Annotated in this window: 17 protein-coding genes and 1 pseudogene; 7 read left to right on the top strand and 11 right to left on the bottom strand. The window is 63.9% G+C overall.

Going from position 1 to position 17,640, the window contains the following annotated elements; all coding sequences use genetic code 11:
- Positions 1 to 158 precede the first annotated feature (158 nt).
- Entirely contained in the window at positions 159 to 1,106 is a 948-nt protein-coding gene (locus ATY02_RS06045; protein ID WP_068584064.1) for a LysR substrate-binding domain-containing protein, read from the bottom strand.
- A gap of 135 nt (positions 1,107 to 1,241) precedes the next feature.
- On the opposite strand from ATY02_RS06045, the gene ATY02_RS06040 reads away from it, so the two are divergent.
- The 3 genes from ATY02_RS06040 to ATY02_RS06030 all read left to right on the top strand — a co-directional run bounded on the left by ATY02_RS06040 (position 1,242) and on the right by ATY02_RS06030 (position 4,520).
- On the top strand, positions 1,242 to 2,618 hold the full coding sequence (locus ATY02_RS06040) for an L-serine ammonia-lyase (protein ID WP_068584066.1): 1,377 nt from the start codon (positions 1,242 to 1,244) through the stop codon (positions 2,616 to 2,618).
- Positions 2,619 to 2,681: 63 nt separating this feature from the next.
- A complete protein-coding gene (locus ATY02_RS06035) occupies positions 2,682 to 3,983 on the top strand; it encodes a serine/threonine transporter (RefSeq protein WP_068584070.1) in 1,302 nt (433 codons plus the stop codon).
- Positions 3,984 to 4,202: 219 nt separating this feature from the next.
- Positions 4,203 to 4,520 (top strand): DUF3509 domain-containing protein, encoded by a 318-nt coding sequence (locus ATY02_RS06030; RefSeq protein WP_068584073.1) that lies wholly within the window; start codon positions 4,203 to 4,205, stop codon positions 4,518 to 4,520.
- Here the strand turns inward: ATY02_RS06030 and ATY02_RS06025 are convergent.
- On the bottom strand, positions 4,517 to 5,017 hold the full coding sequence (locus ATY02_RS06025) for a phosphate-starvation-inducible protein PsiE (protein WP_068584076.1): 501 nt from the start codon (positions 5,015 to 5,017) through the stop codon (positions 4,517 to 4,519). The two genes, ATY02_RS06030 and ATY02_RS06025, sit on opposite strands and share 4 nt — an antisense overlap.
- Positions 5,018 to 5,298: 281 nt before the next feature.
- Between ATY02_RS06025 and ATY02_RS06020 the strand changes: the two are divergent.
- Positions 5,299 to 5,553 (top strand): annotated as a pseudogene (locus ATY02_RS06020) (YebG family protein); the annotation flags it as partial.
- A gap of 186 nt (positions 5,554 to 5,739) precedes the next feature.
- Here ATY02_RS06020 and ATY02_RS06015 read toward each other — a convergent pair.
- Both ATY02_RS06015 and ATY02_RS06010 read right to left on the bottom strand, forming a co-directional pair.
- Entirely contained in the window at positions 5,740 to 5,994 is a 255-nt protein-coding gene (locus tag ATY02_RS06015) for a hypothetical protein (protein ID WP_068584081.1), read from the bottom strand.
- Between the two features lie 103 nt (positions 5,995 to 6,097).
- Positions 6,098 to 7,117 carry a Leu/Phe/Val dehydrogenase gene (locus ATY02_RS06010; protein WP_068584084.1) on the bottom strand — a complete coding sequence of 340 codons (1,020 nt, stop codon included), beginning with the start codon at positions 7,115 to 7,117 and terminating at the stop codon, positions 6,098 to 6,100.
- 182 nt (positions 7,118 to 7,299) lie between these two features.
- Here ATY02_RS06010 and ATY02_RS06005 point away from each other — a divergent pair, with 182 nt between their 5' ends.
- The gene (locus ATY02_RS06005) at positions 7,300 to 8,103 is read left to right on the top strand and encodes a SirB1 family protein (RefSeq protein WP_068584087.1); all 804 of its coding nucleotides are present in this window, start codon (positions 7,300 to 7,302) and stop codon (positions 8,101 to 8,103) included.
- A 79-nt stretch (positions 8,104 to 8,182) separates the two neighbouring features.
- Positions 8,183 to 8,650, top strand: a complete 468-nt coding sequence (locus tag ATY02_RS06000; RefSeq protein WP_068584092.1) for a GNAT family N-acetyltransferase — start codon at positions 8,183 to 8,185, stop codon at positions 8,648 to 8,650.
- Positions 8,651 to 8,657: 7 nt separating this feature from the next.
- Here ATY02_RS06000 and ATY02_RS05995 read toward each other — a convergent pair whose 3' ends face one another.
- The 4 genes from ATY02_RS05995 to hmgA form a co-directional block, all read right to left on the bottom strand.
- Complete coding sequence (locus ATY02_RS05995; RefSeq protein ID WP_068584094.1) at positions 8,658 to 10,028, bottom strand: MFS transporter; 1,371 nt, start codon at positions 10,026 to 10,028, stop codon at positions 8,658 to 8,660.
- A gap of 147 nt (positions 10,029 to 10,175) precedes the next feature.
- Positions 10,176 to 10,814: a maleylacetoacetate isomerase gene (gene maiA, locus ATY02_RS05990; RefSeq protein ID WP_068584096.1), complete on the bottom strand. Its 639-nt coding sequence runs from the start codon at positions 10,812 to 10,814 to the stop codon at positions 10,176 to 10,178.
- A gap of 12 nt (positions 10,815 to 10,826) precedes the next feature.
- Positions 10,827 to 12,131 (bottom strand): fumarylacetoacetase, encoded by a 1,305-nt coding sequence (fahA, locus tag ATY02_RS05985; protein WP_068584099.1) that lies wholly within the window; start codon positions 12,129 to 12,131, stop codon positions 10,827 to 10,829.
- 3 nt (positions 12,132 to 12,134) lie between these two features.
- On the bottom strand, positions 12,135 to 13,439 hold the full coding sequence (gene hmgA, locus ATY02_RS05980) for a homogentisate 1,2-dioxygenase (protein WP_068584102.1): 1,305 nt from the start codon (positions 13,437 to 13,439) through the stop codon (positions 12,135 to 12,137).
- 167 nt (positions 13,440 to 13,606) lie between these two features.
- Here hmgA and ATY02_RS05975 point away from each other — a divergent pair, with 167 nt between their 5' ends.
- Entirely contained in the window at positions 13,607 to 14,407 is an 801-nt protein-coding gene (locus ATY02_RS05975) for an IclR family transcriptional regulator (protein ID WP_068584105.1), read from the top strand.
- Positions 14,408 to 14,897: 490 nt separating this feature from the next.
- On the opposite strand, the gene ATY02_RS05970 is transcribed toward ATY02_RS05975, so the two are convergent.
- The 3 genes from ATY02_RS05970 to ATY02_RS05960 all read right to left on the bottom strand — a co-directional run bounded on the left by ATY02_RS05970 (position 14,898) and on the right by ATY02_RS05960 (position 17,621).
- Positions 14,898 to 15,809, bottom strand: coding sequence for an SDR family oxidoreductase (locus ATY02_RS05970; RefSeq protein WP_068584108.1), 912 nt, complete (start codon positions 15,807 to 15,809; stop codon positions 14,898 to 14,900).
- A 127-nt stretch (positions 15,810 to 15,936) separates the two neighbouring features.
- Complete coding sequence (locus ATY02_RS05965; RefSeq protein WP_068584112.1) at positions 15,937 to 16,839, bottom strand: alpha/beta fold hydrolase; 903 nt, start codon at positions 16,837 to 16,839, stop codon at positions 15,937 to 15,939.
- On the bottom strand, positions 16,839 to 17,621 hold the full coding sequence (locus ATY02_RS05960) for a class II aldolase/adducin family protein (protein WP_068584115.1): 783 nt from the start codon (positions 17,619 to 17,621) through the stop codon (positions 16,839 to 16,841). The genes ATY02_RS05965 and ATY02_RS05960 overlap by 1 nt, the downstream gene beginning before the upstream one ends.
- Positions 17,622 to 17,640: the final 19 nt, after the last annotated feature.

The raw sequence follows: 17,640 nt of genomic DNA, 5'->3' as shown, positions 1-17,640 counted from the left end.
AGCATTTCGTGACCTCTTGATTACACAATTAGGCACGGCGAAGAACATTTCAACCCCTGGAAAAATATAAATATTCATACGCAAATAAAGCCGGACAAACCGCCAGGGCGCTGTTAGTGTGGGGAGTCAGCCGCGCTTGCGACACGACGCGAAACAGCTCATTCCTGCCCCTCTCCCAGGGGGTGCAGACCACGAAATATCTCCGCCTCCTCCACCAACCAGTCATGCACCGCCCGCACCCCGGGATGGCTCAGCGCACCGGGCGCATAGAGCAGCACATAGCGCTTGTGATTGGGCACCGCAACACCGAATGGCACGATCAGGGTGCCGCGCTCCAGCTCGTCATTGAGCAGGGTGCGCCGGGCGATCGCCACCCCCATCCCGGCGATCGCCGCCTCGATGGTCAGGTGGTTACGGTTGAAGGTATGACCACGACGCACATCCGCCCCCTCGAAGCCGATGGCATTGAGGTAGAACTCCCATTCGGCATATTCGTAGCTGCCACGCCAGGCGGTGATGTCGTGCAGCAGCGGAAAGTGCGCCAGGTCCGCCGGACCATGCAGCGGTGGTCGCCCGCGCAGCAGGCTCGGCGCGCACACCGGGAAGATCTGCTCGTCCAGCAGGGCCGTGGATTGCAGGCCCGGATAGCTGCCGTCGTTCAGGTCGATGGCCAGGTCGAAGTCGCCCTCGTGCAGGGCCACGCTGCTGTCTTCCGCCACCAGCCGCAGCTGGATCTCCGGATAGCGCTGCTGCAAGCGCGGCAAACGCGGGGTCAGCCACTTGCCAAGGAACGACGGGATCGAGCGCAGGCGCAAGGTACCGCCGATCATGCCCGCATCCAGGCGGCGCAATTCGGCATCGATGCTGCCGTAGGCCTCGCTCACCGTAAGGGCCAGGCGCTGGCCCTCGGCGCTCAGCTCCACCCCCCGGGCCCGGCGGTGGAACAGGCGAAACCCCAGGCGTTCTTCGAGCTGGCGGATCTGCTGGCTCACCGCCCCGGGAGTGATGTGCAACTCCTCGGCGCAGCGGGTGAAGGACAGGTGCCGCGCGGCACAGGAAAACACATGCAGCCAGACGTAGGTCTGGGCATGAAACTGACGACTCATCGTTTAGCCCTGCTAAAGGATCTCTTAGGAAATTTCGTTGGTCACTGCTGAATGACCGAGGCAGTATCGCCGACATTGCGCTTGGCCTACAAAAAATGGCAGCGATCTACCTTCCATTGCTTGTAAGGCTTTAGCATGGCTATCAGTGTTTTCGATCTGTTCAAAGTTGGCATCGGTCCGTCCAGTTCCCATACCGTCGGCCCGATGCGCGCCGCCGCGACCTTTGCCCAGGCGCTGTTCGAGCAGGGCCTGCAAGAGCAGGTACGGCGCGTGCAGATCCGCCTCTACGGCTCCCTCTCCGCCACCGGTGTCGGCCACGCCACCGACCGCGCCAGCGTCATGGGCCTGATGGGCGAATGGCCGGACAGCATCGACCCGCGCAGCATCGGTCCACGGATCCAGCAACTGCGCGAAAGCGGCCAACTGCTGCTGGGCGGTCGCTCGAGCATCGCCTTCGATTGGCAGCAGGACTTGCTCCTGCTGGACGAAAGCCTGCCCTACCACCCCAACGCCATGACCCTGGTCGCCCTGGGCGAACACGGCACCCTGCTGGAGCAGACCTACTACTCGGTGGGCGGTGGCTTCATCGTCGAGGCCGCGCAAGTCGAGGCCGGAACTGACGCCGGCGCCAGCGTGCAACTGCCCTACGACTTCAACAGCGCCGCCGAACTGTTGGCCCTGTGCAAGACCCACGACCTGCGGGTCGGCGAGTTGATGATGGCCAACGAGCGGGCCTGGCGCAGCGACGCCGAGATCCGCAGCGGCCTTCTGCATATCTGGTCGGTGATGCGCGAATGCGTGGAACAGGGCCTGAGCCACGAAGGCATCCTGCCCGGCGGTCTCGACGTGCCACGCCGCGCCGCCAAGCTGCATCGCAACCTGCTGGAGATCGGCAAGCCCAACGTCATCACCTCGACCCTGTCGGCCATGGAGTGGGTCAACCTCTATGCCCTGGCGGTGAACGAAGAGAACGCCGCCGGCGGACGCATGGTTACCGCGCCCACCAATGGCGCGGCCGGGATCATCCCGGCAGTGCTGCACTACTACATGAAATTCAACCCACAAGCCTGCGACGACGATGTCGTGAACTTTTTCCTCGGCGCCGCTGCGGTGGGCATCCTGTGCAAGAAGAACGCCTCGATCTCCGGCGCCGAAGTCGGCTGCCAGGGTGAAGTGGGTTCGGCCTGCGCCATGGCCGCAGCCGGCCTGGCGGAAGTCCTGGGAGCCACCCCGGAACAACTGGAAAACGCCGCCGAGATCGGCCTGGAGCACAACCTCGGCCTGACCTGCGATCCGGTGGGCGGCCTGGTGCAAGTGCCCTGCATCGAGCGCAACGCGATTGCCGCGGTGAAGGCGATCAACGCCACCCAGATGGCCCTGCGCGGCGACGGCCAGCATTTCATTTCCCTGGACCGGGTGATCCGCACCATGCGCGATACCGGCGCCGACATGCACGACAAATACAAAGAGACTTCACGGGGCGGCCTGGCGGTGAGCTGGGTGGAATGCTGAGGAGCTTTCCCTGACCGTCCGTAACACGTGAGCCCGAGCAAGAATAATAACGAGGCGATACCGATGACCGATGTACCCACACCTGCTACTCAAAATCCTGCCGTAGCGACACCCCGCGACAGCGCACCAGCCTCCCGGGGCTGGAGCAAGCACGACACCACCTGGATGCTCGGCCTGTATGGCACCGCCATCGGCGCCGGCACCCTGTTCCTGCCGATCAACGCCGGGGTCGGCGGCTTCTGGCCGATGATCGTGCTGGCGCTGCTGGCCTTCCCCATGACCTTCTTCGCCCACCGTGGGCTGACCCGCTTCGTCCTGTCCGGACGCTCCGGGGACATCACCGAAGTGGTGGAGGAACACTTCGGGGTCGGCGCCGGCAAGCTGATCACCTTGCTCTATTTCTTCGCCATCTTCCCGATCCTGCTGGTGTACAGCGTGGCCCTGACCAACACCCTGGGCAGCTTCATGGAGCACCAGCTGCACATGGCCCCGCCACCGCGGGCCGTGCTGTCGTTGCTGCTGATCCTGGGCCTGATGGCCATCGTGCGCTGCGGCCAGGGCGTGATCGTGCGGGCCATGAGCCTGCTGGTCTACCCCTTCGTCGCCGCCCTGCTGTTGCTGGCCCTGAGCCTGATCCCCAACTGGAACGGTGCGTTCTTCGCCTCCGCCGGCGACGGCATGTCCATGCCGCTGTTCCTCAAGACCCTGTGGCTGGCAATCCCGGTGATGGTGTTCTCGTTCAACCACTCACCGATCATCTCGGCCTTCGCCGTGGACCAGAAGCGCCACTATGGCCAGCAGGCCGAGCGCAAGAGCAGCGGCATCCTGGCCATGGCCCACGCCATGATGGTGCTGACGGTGATGTTCTTCTGCTTCAGTTGCGTGCTGGCCCTGTCGCCGGCGGACCTGGCCGCGGCCAAGGCGCAGAACATCTCGATCCTGTCGTACCTGGCCAACCACTTCCAGACCCCGGTCATCGCCTACGCCGCGCCCCTGATCGCGCTGGTGGCCATTACCAAGTCGTTCCTGGGCCACTACATCGGCGCCAGCGAAGGCTTCCAGGGGCTGATCGTGAAAAGCCTGCGTGGTCGCGGCCGCTCCCTGTCCTCCAGCCGCCTGGAAAAGCTCACCGCGTTGTTCATGGTGCTCAGCTGCTGGGCAGTGGCAACCTTCAACCCGAGCATCCTGGGCATGATCGAGACCCTGGGCGGCCCGGTAATCGCCTGCCTGCTGTTCCTGATGCCGATGTATGCGATCCAGCGCGTACCGTCGCTGCGCCAGTACTCGGGCCAGCTGTCGAACCTGTTCGTGGTGTTGATCGGGCTGATCGCCCTGTCGGCGATCATCTTCTCCTTCCTGCCCTGAAACGGGGCGGCAACGAAAAAGCGGACCTTGCGGTCCGCTTTTTTTTGCTCCCGGATTCATTGGCCGGCGCCGGCCGCGGCATGCCCCTTGCTTGATCCCGCATGAGGAATACGGACGTTGGCAAGCCTCGACGAACGACCGGCCGACGGTCTGCAATCACGAACTAATTTCGCCCCAGGCCGGTCAATGACTGCACGATCCCAGCAGGCGGTGACCCTCATGGACAATCCATTGCAACTGATTACCGACACCTTCACCCCGCAGTATCAGGTCAACCTGAGCATCCAGGGCCTGGATGGCAACCTCATGCTGACCTTGTCCCAGGCGGGTCGGGTCGTGGCCAAGCGCATGATCAGCGCCGCCCAGCGCAACGATCCACGGCGTGTCGAGCGCCTGGTACAGAGCATTGCCTTCGGCATCGCCATCGAGCAGGGGCACAGCGCCGTGGCCATCCTCGAAGCCATGACCAACGGCGACCCACTGCCCTTGCCGCCCGCGGCGGGAGCGCAGGAGGCTCCCCGGGCATCGCGGCTCTAGAGTTCGCCCTTCTCCACTTCAGGATGCTCGCTGGAGCCCGCACCGAGCTTGCGCTGTGGATGCTCGATCTTCACCGAGGGAAACTGCGAAGAGGCGTAGCGCACCACCAGGATGGCAAAGGCCAGCAGCAGGATGCCGCCACACAGGTAGATGATCCCCAGGTCCGGCGGGTTGTGATGGGAAACGTTGGAAATCAGCAGGCGGGTCAGCGCCGTGATCGCCACGTAGATCAAGAAACGCACCGGCATGTGGTTGGTCTTGAAGTAGATACCGACCATCGCCCCCAATTCCAGGTAGATGAACAGCAGCAGGATGTCGTCGATCTTGATGTGGCCCGCCTCGATCATCTGCAGGAACTCCATCACCGCCGCCCAGGCGGTCACCGCGCCGATGGCGAACAGCGCCAGGTAGTGGAACGACTCGACGAACAGGTTACCCAGGGACTCGGCCAGCTGATGAACACTCTGGCGCAGGTTTTCGGCCCAATTGATTTTCACGGTGATTATTCCTTAGGTCGTTTCGACCGGATGATGCGGATGGGACGTGACGGTTGTTCTGCATGCAGAAAAAAGGCCAGGGACACCTCGGTAAGATGGCGGTCATCACAGGCGAGGCACGTGCACCTGGCCCCAAGGAGCGGGATGTACAACTCGGGGAAAAATTCCGTCTACATTAAAAAGCCACTATCCAAGGGAAATAGTTTCGCCTATTCTCTCGACCTGTATATGGATACAGTATTTGTATCGACCCATTATCGTGAAGGCATGTGAGGTGGTGAATGGCCGTCGAAGTGGTATACCGCAGCAGCCGAGATCTGGAGCGCTTGTTCATGGATAAAGCCGAAGCTGACCGTCATGACAAGATGCTCGAACTGGCTGAAGTGCTGGCGCAAGTGTTGCAAAAGGCTGTGCCATCGCTGACTGAGCAGCAAGTGGAAGAGGCTGGGATCTACATGGCCAAGAACCGCGATGTGTTCGCCAGGGCCTTCAAGAGCCAGCCAGACGCACTGGCCGAGCTGCTCAGCGAGCCGGCGCCAGTCGTGGAGACGGTCGAAAAAGAGCAACCTGCCGAAGCCGAGGCACCGGTCAAGCCTGCGAAAGCGACCAAGGCCACCAAATAGGCAGCCCCTGATCGAACAAGCCCTGTGCCAATGGCACAGGGCTTTTTTCATGCCTGGCGACCGAGCTTGCGCCAGGCCACCTGGGGGCCCGCATAACGGTCATCGCGCGGTGTCCCACACCCTGCAACCTGCCGGGCAATACCCGGATGCGATGTCCATGGCTTCCAGGATTCGGTCTTCCACGGCATCAACAGCGCCAGCCCTGACCTGACCCAGATAGCGGTACACCGCCTGCGCTGAAAATCCCTTGTCCCTGTACAGCACCAGCACCTGGCGAATCGCCTCAAGATCCGCGGCACCGTGCAATACGCAAGACAGCTGTTCGTCCAGCTCAGCATCCAGCACTTCAGGCATCGTCCAGTTCATTCCCGTGGTGGTTGAGCACTCCAGTGGCTGGCCTTCGCATGCCAACCCTCCAGGTGCCGATGTTACATAGACAGGGGCCGGGTGCGCGGACCTAGCGATAGAGCACTCGCTCCGCCAGTTCGTCGGCGATCCGTGCCGGTGAACGTTTTTCTGCCTGGGCATGGCCGAAGATCTCCGTCAGGCGCAGGCTGATCTGCGACAGATGGGCGGTGATCACTGGCAGCTCTTCATTGTGATGCTTGAGCGACACGTAGATCAGCCCTCCGGAGTTGATCACGTAGTCCGGGGCATAGAGGATGCCGCGCCGCTCCAGCTGGTCGGCAACCTGCAGGTTGGTCAGTTGGTTGTTGGCAGAACCTGCCACCGCCGAGCAACGCAGTTGCGCCACGCTGCGGCTGTTGAGCACCGCTCCCAGGCCACAGGGCGCGAGAATATCGCAAGGTGTGCTGAGCAAGGCATCGTTGGCGATCGGGTGCGCGCCCAACTGCTCCATGGCCAGTTGCACCTTGCCAGGATCGATATCACTGACCAGCAACTCGGCGCCAGCGGCATGCAGCTGTTCGGCCAGGGCATAACCGACATTGCCCAGGCCCTGGATCGCCACCCGCAGGCCCTCCAGGTTGTCGCTGCCCAGGCGCGCCATGGCGGTGCTGCGAATACCGGTGAACACGCCCATGGCCGCATGCGGGGCCGGGTCGCCAGCGGCACTGGTACTGGTGACGTAACGAGTCTCTTGGGCAATGCAATCCATGTCGGCTACCGAGGTGCCGCTGTCGATGGCGGTGATATAGCGCCCGTCCAGTTGCTCGACACAACGACCGAAGGCCTCGAACAACGCAGCGCGGCTTTCCACATGGGCCGGTCGGATGATCACGGCGGTCCCGCCGCCCTGGGGCAAACCGGCCAGCGCGGCCTTGTAGCTCATGCCCTGGGCCAGGCGCGCGGCATCGCCCACAGCGCTGGCATCGTCCGGATAGGGCAAATAACGACAACCGCCCAGGGCGGGCCCCAGGCGGTTGTTATGGATGGCGATCACTGCCTTCAACCCGGTTCGAGGGTCGACGCTAAGATGCAGCGATTCAAGGCGGGTGCTGTGCATGAGAGCGAACATCGACGGGCTCCCGAATCACTTCTTGTAGTCGCCAGTATAGGCTTGCGCCTGAAAATTGCTGCGCCACGCAGGAATAAGCCGCGCCGTCTTGCAACCCAGGGGAAATAACCCGCTACCCACTGCGCAGAGACTGGACGAAGCACGACGACGGGGCTAAAACGAGGCATCCGTCGGAGGTTGCCATGAAACCGCGTCAAGCTTTCTTCGCCTGCCTGCACCGCTCACCGCCTGCCTTGCTGGAGGCAGCGTTATGGATTGGTGCCGAGCATGAGCCAGCTCTGGTGCCCGGCCTGCTATTGGAAGAGTTCAAGCACATCCAGCAACAGGTCGGCGGCAGCCTGCCGTCACTGCCAGCCAACGAACTGGGACAACCGTTGTTGCGCCTGATGAACGACCTGGGGTTCCAGCAGGACGAATTCCTGCCGCTCAGGCCCCAGGCAGCCTTGATGGACAAGGTCCTGGAGCGGCGCCGGGGGCAGCCCCTGGCCCTGGCCCTGATCGCCCTGGAACTGGCGCAGCGGCTGCACATTCCCCTGGTCGGCGTGAACTTTCCCGGGCACTTCCTGCTCCGGATACCCGGCACCGATTATCTGCTCGATCCCTGCGGCGGACGCCGGCTGTACCCCAACGATTGCCGCGAATTGCTGCAACGCCAATATGGCGCCCATCTCAAGCTCAACGCCGAGCACCTGCTCACCGCTGAACCACGCCAGATGTTCCAGCGCCTGTCGCGTAACCTGCGTCAACTGCACTTGTCCCATGACGATCACCTCGGCGCCCTGATCGACGCCGAGCGGGTACTGGAATTGGGCGATGGCAGCGCCGCCGACTATCTGGCCCGGGCCAGTCTCTACCAACGCCTGGAGTGCCCCAACGCCGAGCGCTTCGACCTGGAGCGAGCACTGCTGCTCAGCGACGATCCGATCCAGCGCCTGCGCCTGACCGAGCGCCTGGGGCACCTGCCGCCGAACAAGGTGGTTCACTGAACACAACAAGCGAAACCCTCGGACAATCTCTCCAGTTCTCTGGCAGGATGAACGGCTCACTCCAGGGAACGGACACGCCATGCTCATCAGGAAAGCCCACGGCGAAGACGCACAACGGGTCTTCGACATTCGCAACCAGGCCATCAACCATCAATGCGCGGGGTACTACCCCGCTGCCGACCTGCAAGTGTGGACCGCTGGCAACCTTGGCCAGCCCTTCATCGAATGGCTGGAAAGCAGCGGGCATGTGGCGGTCATCGACGGCCAGGTCGCCGCCAGTGCCATCCTCGACCTTGAGTCAGGACAGGTCGACGCGGTCTTCGTCGACCCGGCCTACATGGGCCGTGGAATCGGCCGGCAGATGATGAACTACATCGAACAGCAGGCCGTGCAGGCCGGCTTGTCGCACCTGATCCTGGACTCGACCCTGAATGCCGCGGACTTCTACCGCCAGTGCGGCTTCGTCGGCGAACGCATCGCCCAGTACCAGTCGCCCCGGGGCCTGACCCTGGCCTGCGTACCGATGATCAAGCACCTGGCCTGCTAACCCCGCCTCAGGACTTGAGCGGTGCCTGCAACGGCTGCGCCGCACCTGTGCCGCCGCCGGTCCCTTCGGAGGGTGCACGCACCCGGATGATCAGCAACGCGGCCAGCACGGCGGGCACCGCGCAAAAGAAGAAAATCTGCTGCACCGGGATATGCATCGCCAGCAGCATGCTACCCAGCAGCGGCCCGAGGATCGAACCGAAGCGCCCTACCCCCAACGCCCAGCCGGTGCCGGTGGCGCGCACCTGGGCCGGATAGAAGTTACTGGCGAAGGCATTCAGGGTCAGTTGCCCACCAATGATGCAGAACCCCGCCGCGAATACGAACACCACCAGGTAGCGCGGATTGTCGTGGTTCAGCCCCAGCAGGACGGTACACAACGCCGCCACCGCCAGCACCGCCGACAACAGCCGCACCTTGCGCTTGAGGCGATCGGCGAGCCAGGCCATGCAAATGGCCCCCAGTGTGCCGGCGAACAGGAACATCGACGTCACCAGGTTGGCCTGTTTCAGGGCCAGGCCGCTTTCCAGCAACAGGGTCGGCAGCCAGCTGATCATGAAATACAGCAGGATCAGGCTGACGAAAAAGGTCGACCAGATCAGCAGTGTCGGCCGCGCATACCCCTGGCGGAACAACTCCACCACCGTGAATTTGCCAGCAGCCTGTTGCTGACCCTCATCGCCAGTCGCCGCTGGTGGCTGCCAGTCCGGCAACATCCGCGCGCTGACCTTGCGCAAGCGCGCATAGGGCGGAGCATCACGCAACAGCCGCGGCAGGGATTCGGGCAACCACCAGAACAGGAACGGAAACAGCAGCAACGGCGTTACGCCGCCCGCCAGGAACACCGCCTCCCAGCCGAACTGGTCGATGAAACCGGCCGCGACGAAACCACCGGCCGCGCCACCGAAGGAGAAACCGCAGGCAGCCAGGGTCACCATCAGGGTGCGCAGGCGCGGCGGGGAATATTCAGACATCAGCGCCATGGCACTGGGCATCGCCCCACCCATGCCGATGCCGCAGATAAAACGCGCGGCCATCAGGCTGTCCAGGGATTGGCTGAACACCATCAGCACCGTCAGGCTGGCGTAGATCAGCACGCAACACAGGAGAATCCGGCGTACGCCAAAACGATCCGCCAGGGGTGTCACTGCCAGGGAGCCCAGGGTCAGGCCCAGCAGGTTGGCACTGAACACCGGGCCGAAAGCGGCTTTTTCCAGCCCCCAGTCCTGGGCCAGGGCCGGCACCACGTAGCCCAGGACCTGGGCGTCATAGCCGTCGGTGACCAACAACAAGGCGAGCAGCAACAATAGCGACCACTGGTAGCCGGACACCGGGCGGGCGTCGAGCGCAGCACGAAAGCTGGCAATCTGGTTTTGCATCGCAAGGTACCTGTTCGGTTTCTTATGGTTATGGAAGGTGATGCGAGAGGCGCCTGGGCAGATCCTCTGGTGGTGGGACTCAAGATCCTGCAGCCGCTCTAAGGCGACTGCAGGGGCCGGGTGCGCCCTGGATCAGGGCGTCCAGGGTCAGGCCGGAGTGTCGGGCTGGTTGGCCGGGTGGGCGGCCTGGAACGCCGGGTGCTCGGCGGCCAGCGCCGCTACCCGAAGAATCCGTGGATAGGCTTCCAGCGACACCTTGAAGCGCTCGGCGGCGTACAACTGCGGGATCAGGAACACATCGGCCAGCCCCGGCTGCTCGCCGAAGCAGAAGCCTTCATCGCCGATCAGCTGTTCCAGGGCCGCCAGGCCCTGGCTGATCCAGTGATCGATCCACACCAGCAGTTGCGCTTCCTCATGGCCCCACTCCCGCAGCAGGTTCTGCGTGCTGGAGTTATGCAGCGGATGCACGTCGCAACCGATGATTGCCGCCACTGCCCGGGCGCGGGCACGGCCGACCAGGTCCTCGGGCAACAACGGCACCTGTGGATAACGCTCCTCCAGGTACTCGATGATCGCCAGCGACTGGATCAGCAGGTCGCCCTCGTCGGTGCGCAGGGCCGGGACCCGACCCTGGGGATTGATCTCCAGGTACTCCGGCAGGCGGTTGGCGCCGCCCTTGGGCACCAGCAGGTTGACCGGGACAGCCTGGTAGTCCAGGCCCTTGAGGCCCAAGGCGATGCGCACCCGGTACGACGCGGTGGAACGGTAGTAGGTATAGAGCTCCATGCTGCACTCCCCTTAGCGGGCTGGCTGGACGGTGCCCCGGCATTCGCCGAAGCCGATGGAGGCGAAGCCTTCGCGGCGGCAGCGCCCGCGCAAGATGATCTCGTCGCCATCCTCCAGGAACTTGCGTACCTCGCCAGAGGCCAGCTCGACCGGCTTCTTGCCACCCTCGGTGATCTCCAGCAGGCTACCGAACTGGCCGCTCTGCGGGCCGGACAAGGTACCCGAGCCGAATAGGTCGCCGGCCTGCAATTGGCAACCGTTGACGCTGTGGTGAGCCACCATCTGGGCCACGGTCCAATACATGTACTGGGTATTGCTCAGGGTCAGGCGATGGGCCGGCAAGCCCTGCTCGCGCATGGCCTGGGTGATCAGCAGCACCTCCAGTTCGATATCGAAGGCGCCTGCGGCCTGGTCACGCTTGTCCAGCAGATAGGACAACGGCTGCGGGTCGCCTTCGGGGCGCGCCGGCTGGGCCTGGCGGAAAGGTTCCAGGGCCTCGGCGGTCACCACCCAGGGCGAGATGCTGGTGATGAAACTCTTGGACAGGAACGGCCCCAGCGGCTGGTATTCCCAAGCCTGGATATCCCGTGCCGACCAGTCATTGAGCAGGCAGAAACCGGCGATGTGCTCGGCGGCATCGCCGATGGCGATCGACTCGCCCATCTCGTTGCCCTGGCCAATCCAGATCCCCAGTTCCAGTTCATAGTCCAGGCGTGCGCAAGGGCCGAAGGTCGGCTCGCTCTGCCCCGCCGGCAGGGTCTGGCCCTTGGGCCGGCGCACGTCGGCACCGGAGGCGCGGATGGTCGAGGCCCGGCCGTGGTAGCCGATCGGCACGTACTTGTAGTTGGGCAGCAAGGGGTTGTCGGGGCGGAACAGCTTGCCGACGTTCTGCGCATGCTCGATGCCCACGTAGAAGTCGGTGTAGTCGTTGATCCTGGCCGGCACATGCATCTGGCAATCAGTGGCCTGGGGCAGCAGCTTCGCCCCCAGGGCCTGGATCTTGCCTTGCAGGCTGCTGCCTTCGGCCAGCAGTTCCAGCAGGCGCTCGCGCAGGGCCACACGAGCCGGGCGACCGAGCTGGAAGAAGGCATTCAACTGGCCGCCACGGGTAGCCTCCACCGCGGATTTGGCCAGGCCCTCGAACAGGCCGGCGTCCAGCGCCGCCTCCAGGTCCAGGATCTGCTCACCGATGGCCACGCCGCTGCGGGGGGCCGAACCCTGGGTGCTAAAGACGCCGAGGGGCAGGTTCTGCAACGGGAAGTCGGGGTGACCGTTGGCAGACTCGACCCAGCTACGGGTGATGGTGGACAAGGTCATGGGTTATCTCCGATTCGGGTTGAAGGTGACGGGCAGCGAAGCCCAGCAAGCATCGTAGTCGTTCTGCAGTTGCGCGCATTCCAGGGCGAAGCCGCTCGGGCGCAGCACCTGGCTGGTCTCGAACATGAAGGCCATGGTGTTGTCGATCTTGGCCGGCTGCAACTCGACGTTGATCGCCTTGGTGCAAGTCTCGCCATCCGGGCCGTGGGCACTCATGCAGCTGTGCAGCGAAGCACCGCCGGGCAGGAAGCCCTCGGCCTTGGCGTCGTAGGCCCCCTGGATCAGACCCATGAACTCGTTCATCAGGTTGCGGTGGAACCATGGTGGACGGAAGGTGTTCTCGGCCACCATCCAGCGCGGCGGGAAGATCACGAAGTCCAGGTTGGCCATGCCCGGCACGCTGGTGGGCGAGGTCAGGACGGTGAAGATCGACGGGTCGGGGTGGTCGAAGCTGACGGTGCCGATGGTATTGAAGCGGCGCAGGTCGTATTTGTACGGCACGTTGTTGCCGTGCCAGGCCACCACGTCCAGCGGCGAGTGGTCCAGCTCGCAACCCCAAAGCTCGCCGAGGTACTTCTGCACCAGGGCGGTGGGCTGGCGCAGGTCTTCGTAATGGGCCACCGGGGCCAGGAAGTCCCGGGGGTTGGCCAGGCCGTTGCTGCCGATCGGCCCCAGGTCGGGCAGGCGCAGCGGCGCGCCGTGGTTCTCGGCAATGTAGCCACGGGCTTGCGGGTCCAGCAGCTCGACGCGGAACTTCAGGCCGCGCGGCAGCACGGCGATCTCCAGCGGTTCGAGCTCCAGCACGCCCAGTTCGGTGACGATGCGCAGGCGGCCCAGTTCGGGCACCAGCAGCAACTCGCCGTCGGCGTTGAAGAACACTCGCTCCATGGAGCGGTTGGCGCGGTAGTGATAGACGCTGATACCCGCAGGTTTCTGCGCGGGCGAGTTGGCCACCATGGCCACCAGGCCATCGATGAAATCCGTCGGCTGCGCGGGGATCGGCAGCGGGCTCCAGCGCAGGCGGTTGGGCGTCACTTCGCCCAGCTCGCCACCGGCCAATTGGCGTTCCAGGCGGGCGAAAGCCGGATGCTTGGCCGAAGGCTGGATACGGTACATCCAGGTACGCCGGGCTTCGCTGCGGGTCATGGTGAACGCGGTGCCGGAAAACAGCTCGGCATACAGGCCGTAGGGGGCTTTCTGCGGGGAGTTCTGGCCGATGGGCAATGCGCCCGGCAGGGCTTCGCTGGAAAATTCGTTGCCGAAGCCGGATTGGTAACTGAGGGCGGACGCCGAAGAATCGAGGTTCATGGAGCCTCCTGGAAGTTGGAGTAGGCAGGGGCCCACCACTCCCTCACAAGAGTTATCGGCACGCCTGGGTTATTTTTATCGTAATCCAATTACGCATAACGTAATTTGATTGCCCGGGAGCGTCAAGCTATAAAGACCGCCACTTGTCACGGGACCCCTACACCTCCATGGAAAAATCGCCCAGCAGCAGCGATAGCAACGGTAAACAGAAAGTCCGCTCGGCCGAGGTCGGGACCGACATCCTCAAGGCCCTGGCCGAACTGTCGCCGAGCACCTCCCTCTCGCGCCTGGCCGAACATGTGCAGATGCCCGCGAGCAAGGTTCATCGCTATCTGCAAGCGTTGATCGCCAGCGGTTTCGCCGAACAGAACAGTGCCACCAACCACTATGGCCTGGGCCGTGAAGCCCTGCGGGTGGGCCTGGCGGCCCTGGGCAGCATGGATGTGCTGAGAGTCGCCGCCCTGCCCCTGGCGGAACTGCGCGATGAATTGAACGAAACCTGTTTTCTCGCGGTGTGGGGCAACCGCGGCGCCACCGTGGTGCATATCGAACCGGCGGTGCGCGCGGTGACCGTGGTCACTCAATTGGGTTCGGTTCTGCCCCTGCTCAGCTCGTCCACCGGGCTGGTGTTCAACGCCTACCTGCCGCAGCGGGAAACCCTCGATCTGCGCCAGCAGGAATTGGCCGAAGCCAGTTCCCACACCCTGGCCGAGACACAGGCCCACGATGCCCTGGCCGAACAGATCCGCCAGCGCGGCCTGCATCACATCCATGGCCTGCTGATGCCCGGGGTCGATGCCCTGTCGGCGCCGGTGTTCGATGCCACCGGCAAGATCGCCGCCGTCCTGACGGTGGTCGGGCCGACATCGCTGTTCCATGCCGACGAGCATGGTCCGGCGGCGCAACGCCTGCTGGCGGCCTGCCGCGCCGCGAGCTGGCGCATGGGTTACCAGGCCCAGCCGGAATAACCCCCCAGCCCACTCGCCAGCCTCGGCACCTGGCCCCTGCTGCCAGGCCATCCACCGACTTCTGCACACGGGCGGTGGCGCCTGGCAAACAGCCTCGGCGCACACCTGCCGAGCACCACGACTATTGCTCTGGCTGTAATAGTCCTTGTCCTGAATCGCTATTTTTCCAATACCGGCCAGGGCTTATTCTTCTTTCGCAGTCAGGGCAAACAGCCTGGCTCCACCCCCGATGAAAGTGCTGTCCAGGGCTTTTCGGCAACAGATTTCGGCAGGCTTGAAACGACCCGGTTCAAGCCGCCCACCCAGGTTCACCGACGTTGATTTTGTAGCTCCTTGATCTAACGTCTTACTTCGGCCGCTGCTCTTGCAGCGGCCTTTTTTATGCCTGGGAAATGACCGGGCAGGACGCCCGAGAAGAGCAATCGCGGCCGCCGTTCCAGAGAACTGGCGCGGCCTGCAAGAGAGTGTTCGAAGCGGCCGCCATGGGCACTCAGATCGCGTACTTTTGCAGATTCTGCATCATCTGCCCGAGCGCCTCGATGTTGTCCTTGGGGTGGACCGCGCCGTCGAAATCGCAGATCTCTCGCCAATGGGCCGCGACATCCTCCGGCGAGAAACCCTGGCGCGGATCGAAACCGGCCCCCAGGCTGCGCTCCCAGCGCACCTTGCCGATCCAGCCACCACCGACTTCGAACAGTCCGGAGGTTTCCTGGCACTGTTCGCTGCCCAGGTACACCACCAGCGGGCTGACCAGCTCCGGCTTGAGCTGCTCGAACACCTGGGGCGGAATCAGCCCCTCGGTCATCCGCGTGCCACCAGTGGGGGCAATGGCGTTGACCAGGATGTTGTTCTTGCGCCCTTCCAGCGCCAGGGTCCGGGTCAGGCCGTACAGGCCCAGCTTGGCCATGCCGTAGTTGGACTGGCCGAAGTTGCCGTAGATGCCCGAGGTGGAAGCGGTAAAGATCACCCGCCCGTAACCCTGCTCGCGCAGGTGCGGCCAGGCAGCGCGAGTGACCTTGTAGGCACCCTCCACATGTACCCGGTACACCAGGTCCCAATCGGTATCGTCCATCTTGTGGAAGGTCTTGTCCCGCAGGATCCCGGCGTTGTTGACCACCACATCGACCCGGCCAAAGGCATCCAGCGCGTTCTGCACGATCTTCTCGCCATCGGTGACCGAGTCATGGTTGGCCTCGGCGATCCCTCCGGCCTCGCGGATCTGCGCCACGACCCGATCGGCCGCCGAGGCACTGGCGCCCTCGCCCTGGGCCGAACCCCCCAGGTCATTGACCAGTACCCTGGCGCCGTGGCGAGCGAACAACAACGCATGAGCCCGTCCCAGGCCCCCGCCGGCCCCGGTGATGATCACTACTTTATCTTCCAAGCGCACAGACTCACTCATACCGAACTCCAGCAGGGCCAATGGACAAGGCCCTGAGTGTCAGGCAGCCGGCCGATGCCCACAACGAACACGCCCAGAGCTGAATGGTGCGCGATAAGACAGCGGGATAGTCGCCCCAACTGGCCGCTCAGGAGCCCACGACACGCTGCGCCGGGACCAACAGGCCGCCGCGAAAGGCCAAGTAGTGCTTGAGCACTGCCAGGGGCGCCTCGATCTGCGGGTAGTGGCCAATACCTGGCAGCAGCACGGTATCCGGTCGCGGAACCAGTTGCCGGTAGCGCTCCACCATATGCGCCCCGGAGATCGGATCATGGGCGCCGTCGATCACCCGCAACGGCACCTCGCCGCGCTGCATGGCCTCGACCCAGCGATCACGCCGCTGCCTGCGCTCAGGGATGTAGCCGATCAGCTTGTGCAGGATGCGCGGGCCATCGTTGCTCTGCACCAGGCTCCAGAAGTCGTCCAGTACCGTCTCGCTGGGACGGTTTTGCGGGCCCGAGATCTGGCGCAGGCTCCTGGCCAGCCCCTCGCGACTGAAGACCCGTCCGAGCATCCAGCCCAGCGGGCTGAGCAGCAGTTTCTGGGTCAACACCGGGCGATGGGTTTCCGGAAACAGGCCGCCATTGAGAAACACACAACTGGCGATCTCCAGGCGCTCCTCGTAGTGACGCGCCAGCAGTTCCTGGGCAACGCTGTCGCCATAGTCATGAGCCAACAGGTGCAGCGGCTCGACAATCCCCAGGTGCGCCAGCAGGGCCTGCTGCAGGTCCGCCTGTTCCAGCAGGCTGTAGTCATGCTCCAGGGGCTTGGCCGAATCGCCGAAACCGAGCATGTCGCAGGCGATCACCTGATAGCGCCGCGCCAGGGGTTGCCACAGGTAGTGCCAGTCCCAACTGGCGGTGGGGAAACCATGGATCAACAGCAGCGGCTCTCCCTGCCCTGCTACCCAATAGCGGATGGCCTGGCCACGGAACACGAAGTCCTGTCCGTGCGTACGCCAGACACTCAGGGGGATCTCGGCGATAGGCATCAGGATTTGTAACCTGTATCGAGTTGATCGAGCTTGCGCAGCAGGGCCGGCCAGGCCAGCACCCCGCCCATGCCCTGGGCACTGCGGGTGACTCCGGCGATCATTGCCTTGGCCCCGGTCAGGACCGGCGCGGGAATGGCAATCAACTCGGCACCGCCGTTCTGTGCCAGCACCTGGATCTCACAGGCACGCTGGAAGATGAACATCATCAGGAAGGTGTCGGCGATGCTCGCACCACAGGTGAGCAGGCCATGGTTGTGCAGCATCAGGAAATTGTTGTCGCCCAGGTCCGCCTGCAACCGGATCTTCTCCTCGGGGTTCAGGGCCACGCCCTCGTAGGGGTGGTAGCCGAGGCTGGCAAGGACGAACAGCGACTGCTGGCTGATGGGCAACACGCCCTGCTGCTGGGCCGACACCGCCACCCCTGCCGCGGTGTGGGTATGCAGCACGCAGAGCACATCGTGGCGCACGGCATGGACCGCACTATGGATGGTGTAGCCCGCCGGATTGATCTCGTAGGGGCTGTCCATCAGCTTGTTGCCGGCCTGGTCGACCTTCACCAGGCTGGACGCAGTGATCTCATGGAACATCATGCCGAACGGATTGATCAGGAACTCGTCGGTGCCCGGCACCTTGGCCGAGATGTGCGTGAAGATCAGGTCATCCCAGCCATGCATCGCCACCAGTCGGTAGCAGGCAGCCAGGTCCTGGCGGGTTTGCCACTCCAGGGCGCTGACCTGGTCTTTGACGCTCGCGGTGGATTGAACGGGGGCTAGGCTCACGGCAGGGACCTCATGTTGG

It is taken from the genome of Pseudomonas sp. BIOMIG1BAC (genome assembly GCF_001705995.2).
GTDB classification, from domain to species: Bacteria; Pseudomonadota; Gammaproteobacteria; order Pseudomonadales; family Pseudomonadaceae; genus Aquipseudomonas; species Aquipseudomonas sessilinigenes.
Note: the sequence above shows the minus strand (reverse complement) of the source record. Positions and strands in the feature narration are given on the sequence as shown.